11 protein-coding genes are annotated in these 17,381 nt (G+C 61.1%); 3 read left to right on the forward strand and 8 right to left on the reverse strand.

Annotated features, from left to right (window positions below; genetic code table 11):
* Nucleotides 1–36: 36 nt before the first annotated feature.
* From FYJ31_RS04605 to FYJ31_RS04630, 6 genes are all read right to left on the reverse strand, one after another.
* Nucleotides 37–1,002 (reverse strand): succinate dehydrogenase/fumarate reductase iron-sulfur subunit, encoded by a 966-nt coding sequence (locus FYJ31_RS04605; RefSeq protein ID WP_136500147.1) that lies wholly within the window; start codon nucleotides 1,000–1,002, stop codon nucleotides 37–39.
* A 95-nt stretch (nucleotides 1,003–1,097) separates the two neighbouring features.
* Nucleotides 1,098–2,963, reverse strand: coding sequence for an FAD-dependent oxidoreductase (locus tag FYJ31_RS04610; protein ID WP_154536107.1), 1,866 nt, complete (start codon nucleotides 2,961–2,963; stop codon nucleotides 1,098–1,100).
* A gap of 56 nt (nucleotides 2,964–3,019) precedes the next feature.
* Nucleotides 3,020–4,720, reverse strand: a complete 1,701-nt coding sequence (locus tag FYJ31_RS04615) for a DNA-processing protein DprA (RefSeq protein WP_060621256.1) — start codon at nucleotides 4,718–4,720, stop codon at nucleotides 3,020–3,022.
* Nucleotides 4,717–6,252, reverse strand: coding sequence for a YifB family Mg chelatase-like AAA ATPase (locus FYJ31_RS04620; protein WP_144098563.1), 1,536 nt, complete (start codon nucleotides 6,250–6,252; stop codon nucleotides 4,717–4,719). The genes FYJ31_RS04615 and FYJ31_RS04620 overlap by 4 nt, the downstream gene beginning before the upstream one ends.
* Nucleotides 6,253–6,306: 54 nt before the next feature.
* Complete coding sequence (locus FYJ31_RS04625) at nucleotides 6,307–6,810, reverse strand: YraN family protein (RefSeq protein ID WP_144098561.1); 504 nt, start codon at nucleotides 6,808–6,810, stop codon at nucleotides 6,307–6,309.
* Nucleotides 6,811–7,045: 235 nt separating this feature from the next.
* Nucleotides 7,046–7,918, reverse strand: coding sequence for a pyridoxamine kinase (locus FYJ31_RS04630; RefSeq protein WP_144098559.1), 873 nt, complete (start codon nucleotides 7,916–7,918; stop codon nucleotides 7,046–7,048).
* A gap of 475 nt (nucleotides 7,919–8,393) precedes the next feature.
* On the opposite strand from FYJ31_RS04630, the gene FYJ31_RS04635 reads away from it, so the two are divergent.
* From FYJ31_RS04635 to FYJ31_RS04645, 3 genes are all read left to right on the forward strand, one after another.
* On the forward strand, nucleotides 8,394–9,710 hold the full coding sequence (locus FYJ31_RS04635) for an O-acetylhomoserine aminocarboxypropyltransferase/cysteine synthase family protein (protein WP_154536108.1): 1,317 nt from the start codon (nucleotides 8,394–8,396) through the stop codon (nucleotides 9,708–9,710).
* Nucleotides 9,711–10,188: 478 nt separating this feature from the next.
* A complete protein-coding gene (locus tag FYJ31_RS04640; protein ID WP_081292650.1) occupies nucleotides 10,189–11,103 on the forward strand; it encodes an ABC transporter ATP-binding protein in 915 nt (304 codons plus the stop codon).
* 28 nt (nucleotides 11,104–11,131) lie between these two features.
* Complete coding sequence (locus FYJ31_RS04645; RefSeq protein ID WP_154536109.1) at nucleotides 11,132–13,975, forward strand: ABC transporter permease; 2,844 nt, start codon at nucleotides 11,132–11,134, stop codon at nucleotides 13,973–13,975.
* Nucleotides 13,976–14,010: 35 nt separating this feature from the next.
* On the opposite strand, the gene FYJ31_RS04650 is transcribed toward FYJ31_RS04645, so the two are convergent.
* Both FYJ31_RS04650 and FYJ31_RS04655 read right to left on the reverse strand, forming a co-directional pair.
* The gene (locus FYJ31_RS04650; protein ID WP_136500154.1) at nucleotides 14,011–14,901 is read right to left on the reverse strand and encodes a response regulator transcription factor; all 891 of its coding nucleotides are present in this window, start codon (nucleotides 14,899–14,901) and stop codon (nucleotides 14,011–14,013) included.
* A gap of 83 nt (nucleotides 14,902–14,984) precedes the next feature.
* Nucleotides 14,985–17,378 carry a sensor histidine kinase gene (locus FYJ31_RS04655; protein WP_154536110.1) on the reverse strand — a complete coding sequence of 798 codons (2,394 nt, stop codon included), beginning with the start codon at nucleotides 17,376–17,378 and terminating at the stop codon, nucleotides 14,985–14,987.
* Nucleotides 17,379–17,381: the final 3 nt, after the last annotated feature.

Genomic DNA, 17,381 nt, shown 5'->3' on the forward strand with positions numbered 1-17,381 from the left:
TGCTTAGACGATCGCCGCAGCCAGCCGCGGCGCGGCTTAGCGCTCGCGGACCTTGGCCACGATCTGCCACATCTCCTCGCCCACATCGATGCCGCGCGGGCAGTGGCGGGAGCAGGCGCGCACGGACTGGCAGGCGGCCACGCCGTCGGCGGTGTCGATGGCGTCCATACGCTCCATGGCCTTGGTGTCGCGCGAATCGTTGACGAAACGGGAGGCCCAAATCAGCGCGGCCGGGCCGATGAAGGCGTCGCCGCCGGCGTACACCGGGCAGGCGCCTTCGCACACGCCGCAGGCGATGCAGTTGCTCAGCAGCTCGTATTTGGCGAGTTGTTCGGGGTTCTGCAGGTATTCGAACACGTCCACCTTGCCTTCGGCGGTGGTGACGAGCACGCCGTCCGCCCGAAGATATGGGGTGAGCTTCCTGATCTGGTTGAGCATAGGGTCGATGTCGGCGATGAGGTCGCGCTGCGGTGGGAAGCCGGGCAAGGATGCCAGTTCGATGACTCCCAGTGAACCGTTTGCGGCCGAGTCCTGGTCGGCCGCCGCGTTCGCGACGTTTTCCGCGGAATCGTCGGATTCCTCAGCCTCGGTGCCGGTGTGTCGGAACCCTTCGTCATCGACTTCAGGCAGGGCGCCGGGCTGCTTGGCCCAATCGCGGATGGTGGCCGTGCATAGCAGGGTGGGGGTGCCGTTGATTGCCACGGCGTCCGAACCGCACATGCCATGACCGCACGAATAACGGAAAGCCAGCGTCGGGTCGACGGTGCGTTTGATGGTCAGCAGACAATCCAACACAGTATCCGAAGGGCGCGCGGGAATCGTGTATTCCTGCACCCACTGCTTGCCGCGCGGACGACGGCGTGCCGCCGAATCCGAGCCGCCGCCGAACGGGGAGTTTTTCTTGGCGAACGGGCTGCCGCCGCGTGCACGTTCGGCACGCTCGGGTCGCGGCGTGAAACGATGCACTTGCAGGGTAACCGTCGTGTTGCTCGCCTCAGCCATGTTCTGCCTCCATGAAACAGTGGGATGTCAAGTCCAGTATTAGCCAACCTATTGTGCCACAAGCCCTAGGCGGCTTGGGTATTACCACCAGCGGATCAGTACTCGCGCTTCTTGGGCGGATAGTCGGTGATGTGCACCGGCTTGAAACTTACCGGACCATCATCGGCGACCATCGAGTGAGCAAGGAAATGCTCATCGTCGCGTTCGGGGAAATCAAGGCGTTGCATGGATCCGCGAGATTCCTGACGGGATTCGGAAGCGTGCAGCATGGCCTCGGCCAGTTCGATTAGATGACGGACTTCCCAGATGGCGGTGACCTCCTGATTGAAAGCGGCGGTCTTGTCATGGGCCCGCAAGGTATCGGCAACCGGCGTGATGTCGTTGTTGATCTGAGTCAACGCCGTATCGATGGCCTGAGCGGTGCAACGTACGGCCAGAGCCTGCTCCATCACTGATCCGAGTTGGGCCATGAGCTGATAAGGATTGGCAGTGGTCGTCCCATCGTCTGAATCACCCATTGGTCCGGCGAGCAGTTCGTCAAGCTCTGCCTTGCGAGAATCGGCAGCCTGATCGGCGGCATCGGTCAGCATGTCATCGGCCGAATCTTCGGCCATAGGGGAGTCAACCGGGTCCTCGGCGATGCGTGCGGCCATCGTCTGACCAGCGCGTGTGCCGAACAGGCAGGCGTCGAGCAGAGAATTGCCGCCCAGACGATTCGCACCATGTACGGAGACACAAGAACATTCGCCAGCGGCGAACAGTCCATCGACTACCTGCACGGCACCGTCGGCCCAACGGTACACCTCGCCATTGGTGGTGATGGGGATGCCGCCCATCGTGTAATGCGCAGTGGGCTTGATAGGCACCAGGTCCTTGACCGGATCGAGGTTCGCGTACTGCTCGATGGTTTCGACCACCTGCGGCAGCACTTCCTTCATACGTTCGGGGTCGATGCCGGTCATATCCAGCCAGACGCAGTCCTTCGGACCATCCGGGTCCTTCGGATCGGCGACGCCGCGGCCGGCGTCAATCTCCGCCATGATGGAGCGGGAGACCACGTCTCGCGCGGCCAGATCCCTATGCTCCGGGGCGTAGCGTTCCATGAACGCCTCGCCGTCGGCGTTCCTCAGGATGCCGCCTTCGGCGCGGGCCGCCTCGGACAGCAGGATGCCGGTGTGCGCGAGCCCGGTGGGATGGAACTGCACGAATTCGATGTCCTCCAGCTGCAGACCGGCGGCCAAGGTCAAGGCCATGCCGTCGCCGGTCAGATCCCAGGAATTCGACGTGGTGTGGAACAGTCGGCCCGCGCCACCGGTGGCAAGCAGCACGTTGCGCGCGTGGATGGCCTGAATCTCGCCCGAATGCGTGTCAAAGGCCACGATGCCGGCCGCCTGCTTGCCGTCGTCGGCGAGCACCAGGTCGGTCACATACCATTCCTCGGCGAACTCGACGCCTGCCGCCACGCACTGCTGCCACAAGGCGTGCAGAATCTGGTGGCCGATGCGGTCGGCCGCATAGGCGGCGCGCTTGACCGGGGCACCGCCGAACTCGCGCGTGTGGCCGCCGAACCGGCGCTGGGCGATATGCCCGTCCTCGGTACGGGAGAAGGCCACTCCCTGACGCTCCAGGTTGATCACGGTCTGCGGCGCGTATTCGGCGAGCAGTTTGGCTGCGTCCTGGTCGACGAGCCAGTCGCCGCCCTTGATGGTGTCGTAGTAATGCCAGCGCCAGTCATCGGATTCCACATTGCCCAGGCTCGCGGCGATGCCGCCCTCGGCCGAACCGGTGTGCGAACGCAGCGGCTGCAGTTTGGAGACCACGAGGATCTTCGGGTCCACGCCTTGTTCCCTGAGCTCGGTGATTTCGGGGGAGCGCAGCAGTCCCAACGCCGCCGACAGGCCGGCCGCTCCGGCGCCGACGATCACCGCATCATACATATCTTCCAAACGTTTCGGACTCATGGGTTCGATTCTCGCACACCCGCCGAACAGCCTTCGAGCCGTGTCATGGAAGCCGATTAGCCGACACGGCTGCTCAGCTTGAGTATGCCGGCATCCCGCTCGATCACTCCCCTCAGCTCCAAGGCGCCGAGTAGCTCAAGTATGGTGCCGATATTGGGAATCTCGTCGGGTACCGTCTCTCGCGCCACACGCAATAGTGCGTCCGGAGTGACGATGAGATGTCGTTTACGGCATTCACGAATCAATGCCACTAAGGTGCGCTCCATTTCCGGCAGCTTGGCGATAATGATACGTTGTTGGGCTTCCTTCTCGGGATCGGGCTTCGGCTTGACACGAAGATCCGGCATCTGATGCGACGAGGGCAGCTCTTCACCCTTGCTCTTGTTGGCACCGGTCTCGGCGGTTGCGCTCGCCGGCCCATCCTTGGATTGAACGAGTGTAGGCTGAGTATGCTTGGTCTTAAGACGTTTCGAATGGCCTGGATCTTGTGACGACTCCTGTGACGCCGATGATTCCGAGGATGCTGGCGATAACGGAGTCGTTGCCGGCACTTCCATGGCCTCCTCGTTTTCGGACGAGTCCTGACCTGTGGATTTCGATATGCCTGGGCATACTCCCATAACGGGTTTGTGCCGTTCATGGCATATATCCTCGGTGGATGTGGCGGCACACAGAATCATCGCTCGGTGGTCGCCGATCATCTTATTGCACCCGGCGTTGCAAGGCTGATTGATGTCACCGGGAACCGCATACACTTCGCGCAGCAATTCACATGCCCATCCCGCGGTGTTGAGCGCTCCGGAACGCAACCGGGCTTGCGTCACAATCAATGTGGAAGACATGGCCGCGATAATGCGGTTGCGGAGTAGAAAACGACGGGCTTCGGGAATCGTCCCTGGACACAGTTCACTGATCAGTGCACCACCCTGTGCCTCGATACGTTCGAACAGCGTGCGGTTACGCATCGGTCCGATATGGTTGAGCCCGCCGGCGAATACGGCAACGGTTCTGCCCACATTGGCGGGCATTCTGCCGTGCAGCGCATTCAACGCTCCCCAATGTGCCGCCGCATCCGTTCCCATCGCGCCTCCGGACACGACCAGATGCCCGGCAACGGCTGCCTGTTCGGCTACGGTGTGCGCCACATACCGGCCATATTCGGTCACGTCCCGTGAACCGACGATGCCGACCGGTTTGGCGCAACTGGTCAATGCGCGTGGATCGCCTTTGATCCACAGACACAGCGGTGGCGCCCAATCGGAGCGAATGGACAGGTCGGCCAACTGCGAGGGCCAACATGGATGGCCAGGGCCGATAATCCATTGCGTGCCATCCATAGTGAACCAGTCGGCCAGTTGGATGATGTCTTGCGAGGGCAGGTCCATCATGCGGTTATGCCAGCCGGCCAGTGCATTGCGGAAGGAGCGCATCGCGTTCGCCGACGCCTTGCGGCCCCATCGAGTGAGGCCGTCCACGAACATGCGGTCAATACGTGACAGCGCCGGGCCGCAGATTTCAGATGGCTGGCTTGGATGGGATTGCGCCAACGCGTGCCAGAGGGATTCGGCGCTTTCCGCGCCTTTGAGCGTGGCGTACATCATCACATCCGCCCCGTCAAGACAAAACGTGAGCGCGGCGCGGTATAACGTATCCGTGGGAGGCATGGGAATGGTGCGCGAAACAGCGAGGCCCGTATCGGTGTGATCCACACTGCCTGCGGTGCCGCCAGATTGTCGGATATCAGTAGCGTTACTCATGTCATCCTCGTTCTCATTTCGATGCCCTGATGGACGTCCTGCTCGGTGGGGGACACGCGGCCGGCCAGATCGGCGAGCGTCCAAGACAGACGCATGGCGCGATCGGCCCCGCGCAATGTGAGTTGATGATTGGACAGTGCCCGATTGACCAATTTCATCGCTTTCAGCGACGTATTGGCGTGCAGCCATTTTCCCGAAGCTTGCGCGTTGCACACCCATCCGTACTGTCTGAACCGGTCCTTGGCCACTTGACGGGCGCGAATCACACGAGCTTGTATTCCGGCACTGGACTCGCCGATTGGCTCGCTTTGCACGGCAATGCGCGAGACCGGTGGCACCGCCATCTGAATATCCACACGATCCAATATCGGTCCGGACAATCGCGAGAAATAACGTATACGGTCTTTTTCCCGGCAAGTGCAACGTTCGCCGGTGCCGTAATAGTATCCGCACGGGCAGGGGTTGGCCGCCATGATGAGTTGGAATGAGGCCGGGTAATAGGTGCTGCCTTTTGAACGGGAAAGCGCCACATACCCGGATTCCAATGGTTCGCGCAACGTCTGCAGGGCGCGTGCGCTGAATTCCGGTGCCTCGTCCAGGAACAGAATGCCTCGATGCGCGCGCGTGATCGCGCCGGGAACGGCGATGCCGCTGCCACCACCCACCAAGGCCGCCGTGCTGGCGGTGTGGTGCGGTGCCTCGAACGGCGGCATGTCGGTGATGCCGTACTGAGGCAGTATGCCGCACAGCGACCGAATCGATGCCACCTCCAGTTGTTCCGCCTCGTTCAACGGGCACATGATGCCGGGCATACGTGAGGCCAGCATGGTTTTGCCGCTGCCTGGCGGGCCGGTCATGATGAGATTATGTCCGCCTGCCGCCGCCACTTGCAGCGCCCATTTGGCATGTTCCTGACCCAGAACCTCGTTCATATCGCCACAATCGTTGGGATGGCTTGTGGACGATTGATCCATGGTGGTCTCGTCGGCAACCGGTGTATCAGTAATCGTATAGGTGGCATCGCCGCCCATCAGTTCGATGAGCTCACCCACATGCCTCACGCCCACTACATCCAGTCCATCCACCATCGAAGCCTCGTCAAGATTGCGATGGGGAACAATCATTTTGCGCACGCCACGTTCCTCGGCATGCAGCATGATCGGGAGCAGCCCATGAATCGGCAGCACCGAGCCGTCAAGATTCACTTCGCCGAGCACAATGGTATCTTCCAAGCAATCATGCCCTATGGCACCCGCCGCGCATAGGACGCTGGCCGCGATGGCCAGATCATGCGACGAACCACGTTTGGGCATGGCCGCAGGGCTCATGTTCACGGTCACGCGGGTTTGCGGCCAACCGAATCCAGTGGCTTGACACGCCGATTTCACGCGCTCGCGGGCTTCGGACAACGATGCATCCGGCAATCCGATGATGCTGAAGTATGGCAAGCCAGGGCTGATGAAAGCCTGCACTTGGACGATGAAGGCCTTAAGGCCGATCAGTCCGACTGAGAGAGTGCTGCCGATAGCCATGTCTACTCCTTTCGCAATGTGTTTCGCAACGTGGCTGTTTTCTGGGGGACGAATTCAGAAGGCGTTTTCGATGTGACGCACGAGCGGTCTGCCCACCCGAAGCACGATGGTGACGACATCGAAACGGACTGCCGTATGCGGCACACGATTACGCCGGTCAAGCAGCCAATCGCAGGCGGCTTTCCTGAGATTGTGCTGTTTCGCCGGCGTGATGGCCTCTTGCGGATATCCGTAATGCATGGACCGGCGTGATTTCACTTCGACGAACACCACCGTGTACTCGGGATTGAGCATCACGATGTCCAATTCGCCGTAACGGGTATGCCAATTGCGGCTCAAGGTCGTCCAACCGTGTTCCTCCAGCCACGCGGCGGCGTACTGCTCGCCGAGCGCACCGAACTGTTTGGACGTCAGATTGCGGTCGCCCATCGTGGCCGCAATCCGTTCCGAAGGCAGCGTTGCCTGCGGATCAGGTGAAGCCAGCATGGGCTGGTGAAAGGCAAGACCGGCGTCGATGCCGGACTTCGTCGTCGGCTGGGTAGGTGGTAAAGCGTTCATGATTCCACTGTGCGGGTTACTTATGTAAGAGCACAAGCGCAACCGGCAAATGTGGATACTATGACGCGGTTTGGCGTGTTGTGGATAACGTGTGGATGAAAACCCGGTTATCCACCATTAGTTCAGAAGGTTTACCAAGGCTCCCCAGCCGACTTACCTGTGATGACAAACAACCCGCCGAGTTGTTCGCTGAATACGTCAGACCCAGTGAGCGGAGAGGGGAGCCAAGGTGCGGTCACTTCACCAAATCGGTGAGTTCGCCAAGGTTCAGTTCGAAGCTGACGCCACGATCCTCGAAATGCGGCTGGTCACGGGTGCTGACCATGGCGTGTCGCACGAACTCGCCGGCGATTTCGGCCGACTTGGCCAAGCCGCGGCCGGCCATCACCGCGCCGCACAGGGCAGATGCGAAGGCGTCACCCGTGCCATGAATCATGTATGGCAGCTTTTCATGAGCCAGCTCGATCTTGCCGGCAACACCGGTGGAAGTGCTGGCCACATAGTTGACGATTTTGCCATCGCCATGGTCGATGCCCTTCAACACCACGTTCTTGGCACCCAACTTCAGCAGAGCACCAAGCAGCTCGTTAACCGTGGCCTCATCAATATTCTGGCCAGGATAGTCACGCTTGGTGAGAATACTCGCTTCGGTGAGGTTCGGCATCAACACGTCGGCCCCATCGGCCAGAGCGCCCATTGCCTCGCACAGCTCCGGTGTATACGTGGGGTACATTTCGCCGGCGTCTCCCATCACCGGGTCAACCAGACGCAGCGCGTTCGGATATTCACGGTAGAGACGCTGAATGATCGCCACCTGATCGGGGGAGCCGAGGAAGCCTGAATACACGCCATCCAGTTCCACGTCTTCCTTCTGCCAGGCATCCAAGTAACCGGAGAGAATATCCGTGGTGTCGTGGAACGTGAACACTGCATAGCGCGTGTGCGCCGAGAACAGGGCGGTCGGCACCGGGCACACATCGCAGCCTGCGGCCGAGAGAATCGGAATCGCGGCGGTCAGCGAGCACTTGCCGTAGCCGCACATGTCGTGCACGGCGGCCACGCGCGGAATATAGCTCGGATCACGGTCATACAGTGTTACATCGGTCATGTCTGTTCGAACCCCTTCACCATGTTGGCGGAATAATTCATTGGCGATGTTTGACTGTAGTCGTTCGTCATGTAAACCATGTAACCGGGCGGCGGAAAAATGGAACAGACGTCATCGCCGAGCGGGCAAACCGTCTTGGTGACGGGTGGAACAAGCAATCATCACGGACACTTGAGCCATGCGCGAAAGGCATGGTAGCGATATCACCGTGACCGCAGTCGAACGTGAAAGCGCATGCGCGCGGCCCGGCGTGTCGCGATAATTTCAACGACTTTTCCGTGACTCTTGACAGTCTCTCACGTCAATGATTCCAAGGCTTTATAAGCCCCTATAGGCAAGCCCGATAACGTTCGGCTTGCATCGCGCGGCCCAAGCGTCGTAACTTCATAACCAACACCTCGCCAACCACCCGAACACGGCAGGCGGGCGGCAAGGAAAAATCCTCGCGACCTAGCATAACCAAGGAGAAATACCCATGGCCGAGAACAGCAAAAAGTACCGTTTTGAAACCCTGCAGCTGCATGTGGGCCAGGAGCAGGCCGACCCGGCCACCGATTCCCGCGCAGTGCCGATCTACGCCACCACCAGCTACGTCTTCCACAACTTCGATCACGCCGAGGCACGATTCGGCCTTGCCGACCCGGGCAACATCTACGGCCGTCTGACCAACACCACCCAGGGTGTCTTTGAGGACCGCATCGTCGCCCTTGAAGGTGGTACCGCAGGCCTTGCCGTCGCCTCCGGTGCAGCCGCCGTGGAATACGCGGTGCGCAACATCACCCAGTCCGGTGATCACATCGTCGCCGCCAAGAACATCTACGGCGGCACCTTCAACCTGCTGCGCCACACCCTGCCGCGCGACGGCATCACCACCACCTTCGTCTCCGCCGAGAACCCGCAGGAGTTCGAGGACGCCATTCAGGAGAACACCAAGCTCGTCTACTTCGAGACCTTCGGCAACCCGAACGCCGATCTGCCGGACTTCGAGGCAATCTCCGAAATCGCCCACAAGCACAACCTGCCGGTGATCGTGGACAACACCTTCGCCACCCCGTACCTGTTCCGCCCGCTGGAGCACGGCGCCGACGTGGTGGTTGAATCCGCCACCAAGTTCATCGGCGGCCACGGCACCACTTTGGGTGGTGTGATTGTTGAAGGCGGCAACTTCGACTGGAATGCGGTTCCGGGCAAGTTCCCGACCCTGACCGAGCCGGACCCCTCCTACCATGGCCTGAACTTCTACGAGGCTCTCGGCGGCACCGCCTTCGTGACCCGTATCCGCGCCATCCTGCTGCGCGATACCGGTGCCACCCTGTCCCCGTTCGCCGCCTTCCTGCTGCTGCAGGGCACCGAAACCCTGTCCCTGCGTGTTGAGCGCCACGTCCAGAACGCGCTGAAGGTCGTCGAGTACCTGCAGACCGTGCCGGAAGTCGAGTCCGTTTCCCACCCGTCCATCCCGGGCCGTCCGGATCACGACCTGTACGAGAAGTACTTCCCGAACGGAGCAGGCTCCATCTTCACCTTCGATATCAAGGGCGGAAAGGATGCGGCTCGCGTCTTCATCGACAATCTGCACCTGTTCTCTCTGCTTGCCAATGTGGCCGACGCAAAGTCCCTCGTCATCCACCCGGCTTCCACCACGCACTCCCAGGAGACCTTGGAAGAGCTCGAGGACCAGGGCATTCACCAGGGCACCATCCGCCTGTCCATCGGCACCGAGAACATCGAGGATATCCTCGATGACCTGAAGGGCGGCTTCGAAGCCCTTCGCGCCTCCGGTCTGGCCAAGTGAGGTCGACAGAAAGGTTGACAGCCCGATGAGAAGGGGCGCGATGCTAATGGGGTGCATCGCGAATCATCGAGCCGCATGGGGTGCCTTCCGCCTGATCGCTTGACCCAAGGAGTAGGAAGCTCGCACTGACGTCATGCAGTGCGGGCTTTCTTGCGTCTGTATGCCTCACACAAAAATGACCGTCGCCAAAAAATGTGTGAGGCAAACGCACATCATCACCCAATCACACATGTTGACAATCCGCGATATTTCGCCGATTGTCGGATGTCGTTGTTCGTTTTATATTCGGTTGGCCTCACACTGTTTGCGCAGAGGCATGAATAGTGTGAGACCTGAGACGACATAATCCTCAAGGATGAGGGCCGGCGCGTGGCCGACCGCCCAATTCAGTCTGGCGCACGATGGGGCGCGCCGTTATTTCTTCATAAGTTGGAATCGTCATCCGGGCATAAGGCCCGGCCAAATATGGAGAGACATTATGAACGTGCAGAACCCGGCCGCATCGCGCGGCATCGCTATTCAGGCCGTCGACTTGGTCAAGAACTACGGCGCCGGCGGCAATATGGTTCACGCCCTGCGCGGCGTGAACGTGAGTTTCGAACGCGGCGAATTCACCGCCATCATGGGCCCGTCCGGCTCCGGCAAATCCACGCTTATGCACACGCTCGCCGGCCTCGACTCCGCCACATCCGGGCATATCCTTTTCGGCGGGGCAGACCTGACCCGCATGGACGACAAGCAGCTCACCTTGCTGCGTCGCCACAAGATCGGCTTCATCTTCCAAAGCTTCAACCTGCTGCCCATGTTCACCGCCGAACAGAACATCCTCATGCCACTGACTCTCGCCGGAGACAAGCCCGACCGCGCTTGGTTCGACCTGCTCGTCGAAACCCTGGGGCTGCAGCAGCGCCTGAACCACCGACCGAATGAACTGTCCGGTGGCCAGCAGCAGCGCGTGGCCATCGCCCGCGCGCTGATTACCAAGCCGAAGCTGGTGTTCGCTGACGAGCCGACCGGCAACCTCGACTCCGTTTCCAGCGCCGAAGTGCTCGGCTTCCTGAAGCGTTCGGTCAACGAGCTTGGCCAGACCATCGTCATGGTCACGCACGATGCGGTGGCCGCCTCCTATGCCGACCGTGCCATCGTATTCGCCGACGGACAGATCGTGGCCGACGAGGCGAACCCCACCGCCGAAACGATGAACGAGCTGCTTATGTCCGAACGCGAACGTGCCACGCGCACTGCCGTCACCGGCACACGCGCCGACACGCTCGCCCGTCTTGCCGGCGTAAAGGATGTGCCCAACCTGCCCATCACCGACGCTCCATTGCCCCCGGCTGGGAGAACCGGCACCATGCGCCATGCCCGCGTCGCTGCACAGCACGCTTGCTGAGCCGGAAAGCGAGAGACAGGACACCCCCATGTTTTCCATCACTCTGAAACTTATGAAGAAAAGCGCTAGGATGCTGATTCCGGCAGGCATCGCCATCCTGATCGGCACTGCGTTCATCGCCGCTACCTTCCTGTTCGGCAACGCGATGAACGATGCGCTTGCCGCGCAGAGCACAGCACAGCTCGGCGGCGCGAACTACGTGATCGCCCCGGACGCCGGCAAGGACCTGACCGATAAGGACCAGGACTACATCTACACGCGCACGGTTAACGACTTCCAGCTTGGCCGCATTCGCGCCACCGAAGGCGTCAAGGACGCACGTGCCGGCTACGCGGGTTCTGTGACCGTAACCCGTGGCAACAAGCATGCCAACAGCTACGTCATCACCACCGCCGCAAAACGCACGCTGCTGCCGGTCACCATCACGCAAGGAGACCGGCCGGCGGACAGCAACGAGATCGCCCTGACCAAGTCCGTGGCCGACCAGCTCGGCGTCAAGGTAGGAGACCGTGTGACCGTCAACTCGCAGGCGGCGCAGTATGCGGACAAGACCGGCGATTCGGCCGGTGACGTCGGTGATAAGTCGGTCCAGAACGCCGATGACGCGAGCGCGCACAACGGTGATTCCGATAACGCGTCCGGCGTGTCCGCCTCATCCGATGGCGCCAACACTGCCGACTCCGGCATGACCGTGCGCGTGGTCGGTCTGACCGACGATCCGAACGGCGCCTACCCCTACTACGGCGGCGCCTCCGTGCTCTCCGACAACGTGATCGCCGCGATGGGCGGCAGCGACGATTTCGACGAACTGCCTACCCTCATGATCTATCTCGACATCGATGGCGAGGACGATGAGGCCGCAACGGCCGCGGTCGCACGGATCAACGCCCTGCTCCCCAAGCATTTCAGCGTCCAGTCCCGAGCCACATACGCCGAACGATCCATCGCGAGCATGAGCGCGGGCGAAACCAGTATCACCACCATCTTCCTGCTGAGCTTCGGCATGCTCGCCATGCTGGTCGCCGCGCTCGTCATCGCCAACACCTTCCAAGTGCTCGTGGCACAGCGCCGCCGCACACTTGCCCTGCTGCGCACCATCGGCGCGAATAAAAGCCAGTTGTATGTCTCCGTGCTGTTCGAGGCCGGCGTGCTGGGGCTCATCGCCTCCATATTGGGTGTGGGCCTCGGCATCGCCCTCATGGAAGCGCTGTGCCGGTCCGGCCTCATGCAGGCCGCCGACATGAACATGCGACTGGTACTATCCGGTCCGGTGTTCACGGTGCCGATGGCGTTCGGCATCATTATGACGGTGATTGCCTCGCTCGGCTCCGCGCGTTCTGCTACCGCCGTCACCCCGTTGGAAGCGTTGCGACCCATCGAACTGACCGACACACGACGGGCCGGTGTGGTCCGCGCCGTGATTTCCATGCTGCTGATTGTGGCCGGCGTGGCACTGTGCGCATTCTCTGTATGGCAGATGTCCGAGAAAATCGCCGGACGTGATTCAATGGCCGACAAGCAGTATCCGCTGGTGTTGCTCGCCGCCATCATCGGATGTGCATTGATCTTCCTTGGACTGGTGCTTTCCGCCACGTTCTGGCTACCGGTGCTCATGCGCGGCGTGTGCGCGCTGGTTGCACTGGCCGGTCCGTCCGCCAAAGTGGCACATGCGAACATTCAGAAGAACCCGCGCCGCGTGGCCGCCACCGGTGCCGCACTGCTTATCGGCGTGACGCTGGTCTCCACCATCGCCACCGGTGCCGCCAGCGCCAAGCAAACCATGAACGAGGCGCTGACCACGCGCTACAGCGTCGACATGATTGCCGCTGGCACCGATATGACTGGCAAACAGGCCAGCGAGGCAGCCAAAGTCAAGGGCGTTCAGAGCAGTATCTACGCGCCGACCCGCATGATGACCATGAAGGATGCCGACGGCAAGAGCCTGAGTGTGCTGGTCGTGGGCGTGGATGGTGTCGACGCGCTGCGCAAGGTGGTGCGCTCCGATTTGTCCGGTGTGACCATTGATGGCGATTCCGTACTGATGCCCAAGTATTCCGCCGCTACAGGCAAGGATATTCCGCTGGACAAGAGCGTTACGTTCACGGCTGGAGCGGCCGAAGCACAAGCCGATGCCGCCAATGGTCCGTCCGGTAATGATGCGAACGGCAGCGCCGAAAACGGCAATGGACAATCCGGCGGCACACAGACGCTGACGCTCAAACCGCGGAAGGTGGACTATCGCCGCATTGCCTCCAACTACGCCGCGGTCGCCTTCGTGGACGCCAGCCACTTCACCAACGGTGGAATCAAGGCCGACGGGCATATCATGCTTATGCGCATTGACGCCGAGGGCGCGGGTGTTGCGCTGAACGACGTATTCACCAACGTGCAGAATGTGTTCTCCGCCAGTGCGGGTGTTACCGTGACCGGTCCGGTGGCCGGACGTACGCAATGGGAGACCATGATCAACGGCATGATGGCATTGTTGGTCGGTTTGATTGCGGTGGCTGTGCTCATCGCCTTGGTCGGTGTGGCGAACACGCTGAGTCTGTCGGTGATCGAACGCACACGCGAATCCGCCACCTTGCGTGCCATCGGCATGACGCGCGGCCAACTGCGGCGCTCGCTGGCGGTGGAAGCGTTGCTGCTTTCGCTCGTCTCCGGCGTGGTGGGTGTGGTGCTGGGCACCCTGTTCGGCTGGCTCGGATCCTACATGGTGTTTAGTTTGTACGGCGACACCGTGTTCCCGTTCGAATGGGCCACCAACGGTGTGGTGCTCGGCGTCGCCGCGCTCGCCGCTCTGCTGGCCAGCGTGGCACCCGCCCGCCGGGCCGTCAAAACGCCACCAGTTGAAGCCTTGGCCGAAGCGTAGAGCAATAAGCTCCCTCATCAGAGGGAGCTTATTTGTTACACCAACCCGTTGTCGTACGCGAAGACTACGGCCTGTACGCGGTCGCGGGCGTTGATTTTGGCGAGGATATGCGCCACATGTGTCTTAACGGTTGGCAGAGAAATAAAGAGCTTGTCCGCGATTTCCTGATTGCTCAGACCATGGGCGATCTCCACCAGCACCTCGCGTTCGCGGTCGGTGAGCAGTTCCAGCTCGGGGTCGGTGTACGACGGGCGTGACGTATTGGAACCGTCGGAAGCGGCTCCGGCAGGGGAGGGGATGCCGGTCATTGAGTCGGCACCGTTGCTGGCCGCACCGCCAGAGACGCCGCCGGCGGAACCGTACACGGCACCGGAGCGCGCGACATCGCCGGTCAGCGAACCATGCTGCGCGTAACCGTCCTGCATCATCTTTTCGATGAGTCGCTTGGTGGCGGAAGGCGCGATGATTGCATTGCCTTGGAATACAGTACGAATCGAATTGAGCAACGTCTCCGGTTCGGTGTCCTTGAGCAGGAAGCCCGAAGCACCGGCGGTGATGGTCGCCATCACATACTCGTCCAAATCGAACGTCGTCAGAATGATAACGCGCGTCGGCCGGTCGTCAGCCGATTCGGCCGAGACGGTCGCGTCGGCGGCCGGGCTGGCCGAATCGGCCGCGTCGCTCGGCACGGCGGAGAGCGAGGTAATACGGCTCGTGGCCTCAATGCCATCCATGCCGGGCATGCGCACATCCATCAGCACCACGTCGGGATGCAGGGATTCCGCCAACGCCACGGCTCGGGCGCCGTCGGACGCCTGCCCGACCACCTCCATATCCGGCTGCGAACCAATCACCATGGCGAAGCCGGCACGCACCAGCTCCTGGTCGTCCGCAATAATCACGCGAATGCTTCTGCTCTCGTTCATGCTCTCCACTGTATCCGTTTCCTATCGGAGCGCCGCTCCATAAACACCCTGATTGTTCCCTGAGTTCTTATTGGACAAGGCTCTCATCGGGGTAACGTTCCCGCGTGTTGCATCTGACTATCCAACGAAGCCGCCGGTCGCAACTGCATATCCGGCTGCACACCCTCATGGGTCTCGTCGCTGAACCCGGTTTCACGCAACACTTTCAACAGCTGACGCATACGAGCCAATGCGGCACGCCCCCGAGCGCCAATCGCGGCAAAAGCCGCTGCAATCTGCATACTATCAGGCGCAGGTTCGGCGTTGAGCATCACCAGTCCCTCATCAGCCTGCGCGATCACCGATTCCAGCGTGGTCAGTACTTCGGTTTGCATCGCCGCACTAATACGGTTGCGCTCTAAGTTGGCCGCCAGCACCTTTTGCCGCTCCTGCTCGGCTCGCAGCGCCTCCTCGCGTTGCAACAGCACCAGAGCGTTTGCGCCACGCGAACGGCTCCATCGAGCCATCGCAATGCAGGCAAAACCTACCAACATGATTCCCACGCCCGGCAGCAAGCCAGACAAAACCAGCCTCCATTTTGAGAGCATGGAACTACCATCGGGCAAAAACAGATGGAACAGCTGGCTGTATCCATTCCACCCAGTCATCACCTTGATGCCCGCAAGCCACGAATCGGCTGCCAGCGCCACGCTCACCCAGCGCCAAGCGGACTCTCGTCCATACAATACCGCCGAATACACGGATACCATCGCAAACATATTGATGGTCAAAATCGATGGCAAGAACAACAGTTGCACAGCAGACAGCACCGCCATCGCCAGCGCGCTGCCCTCTGGGAAGCGGCGGCGGAACGCCAAAGGCGAAAGCATAATAATCGACAGCGTTATAGTCAGCATGCGGTTCGGCGAATACGGGGCATTGCCGATCATTTGCAAATCGCCATACGTGGCGGAATCAAATAGCGCAATCAGCACGATAGTGGCGATAACGTCCATCAGAAGATAGTGCCGCTCGGTCCACTGCGCAAATCGACCCACCCAGTTCGACTCACGCGTATCTCCTTGGTCGAGTACTTTGGGGCGCGCCCGATCCATCAATCCTCGTATACGCGAGATAACGGTTAGCACCGGATCCTCCGTATCGGTGCCAGACTGTGGGGCGGCAGGGGAGAGCGGAATCGTAGCCGCCACAATAAAGCCACCATTCGGCCCTGGGCCGGCCTGCACGCTGCCCCCCAACGACTCAATGCGTTCATGCATACCAACCAATCCGTATCCGGGCTTATGACCGTCTGCTGCAGACGCCGCGCCACGGCCGTTATCGGATACGGTAATCGACAGCACATCGTTTGACCAGATTTCATCGATGGTGGCTTTAGCGCCCTCGCCCGCATGTTTGCGCGTATTGGTCAGCGCTTCCTGCACAAGACGGAACACGGCGGTTTCCGCGTCGGCGGACAGCCGGTCAGGTTGCGCTTTGCCGGTCATATGCCGGGACACCACCAGATGACCATCAAACAGCGAATCGATGTCGGCATATCCGGTACTGCCGCTCGCACCGAACACATTGAACAGACGCTGCATATCATGCTGCGCGCGTTCGGCCTCATGCCGAATCGTACCCATCGTGTGCTTGGCAATGGCCAGATCATGCGCACCCGCATACCGGCCGCCATCCGACTGCACAATAATCGTGGAGAGCGTATGTGCCACCACATCATGCATATCACGGGCGATGCGTGCGCGTTCGGCCAGCGCCGCGATGCGCGTCTCCTCGGCCTCTTTTGCCACAATGGAAGCGTTGCGCTCGCGCATGGCCGCCAGCGTGGCGTTGCGCGCTCGCTGCCACAAGGCCATGATGATGACGCTCAGCACGCTCGATTCGATGAACGCCGCCTCCATGCCGAAGTCAGCGAGCATCTTGGCCCCGCAGTTGACGGCGCCGCTTGCCCCCACGACGCCGGTGACCGCCGGGCATGCGGGCATCATGATGGCATCGGCCAGCCAGCCGTCGCGGATGACGCGCGAACCGGAGGAAGGTCCGGCGAACAGCGGACCCACGTTGAAAGACACCGACCAGACCGTCGCCGCGACCAGTCCCATGACGAACGCCGTGACGATGAACCGCCAGGAATGTCGGGGATTGCCGTACAGAATCACCGAATACACCATGATCAGGGCATAGAAATCGAAATACGTGATCGCCGGGCCGAACACAAGATGCGTGATGGTCAGCGCCACGAACAGCCAGGCCGCCGGCTCCGGGCGATACCTGCGCAGCATCAGCGGCACGAAGACCGGCAGCGACCACAGCGTCATCGACGCCTGAGTTGCGGGAAACAATATGCCGGCCGTCGAATCAGGGTTGGTGGAGTCGTTGAACAGCATGCAAACGGCGATCAGCGCCGCGGCGAGCAATGCGTCCCATAGCAGTGTGCGGGTCGACTCCCGTGCGCACCATGCCCTCACGCGCGCCATCAT

The sequence above is a fragment of the Bifidobacterium sp. WCA-178-WT-4B genome, from assembly GCF_009696495.1.
Lineage (GTDB): Bacteria > Actinomycetota > Actinomycetes > Actinomycetales > Bifidobacteriaceae > Bifidobacterium > Bifidobacterium infantis.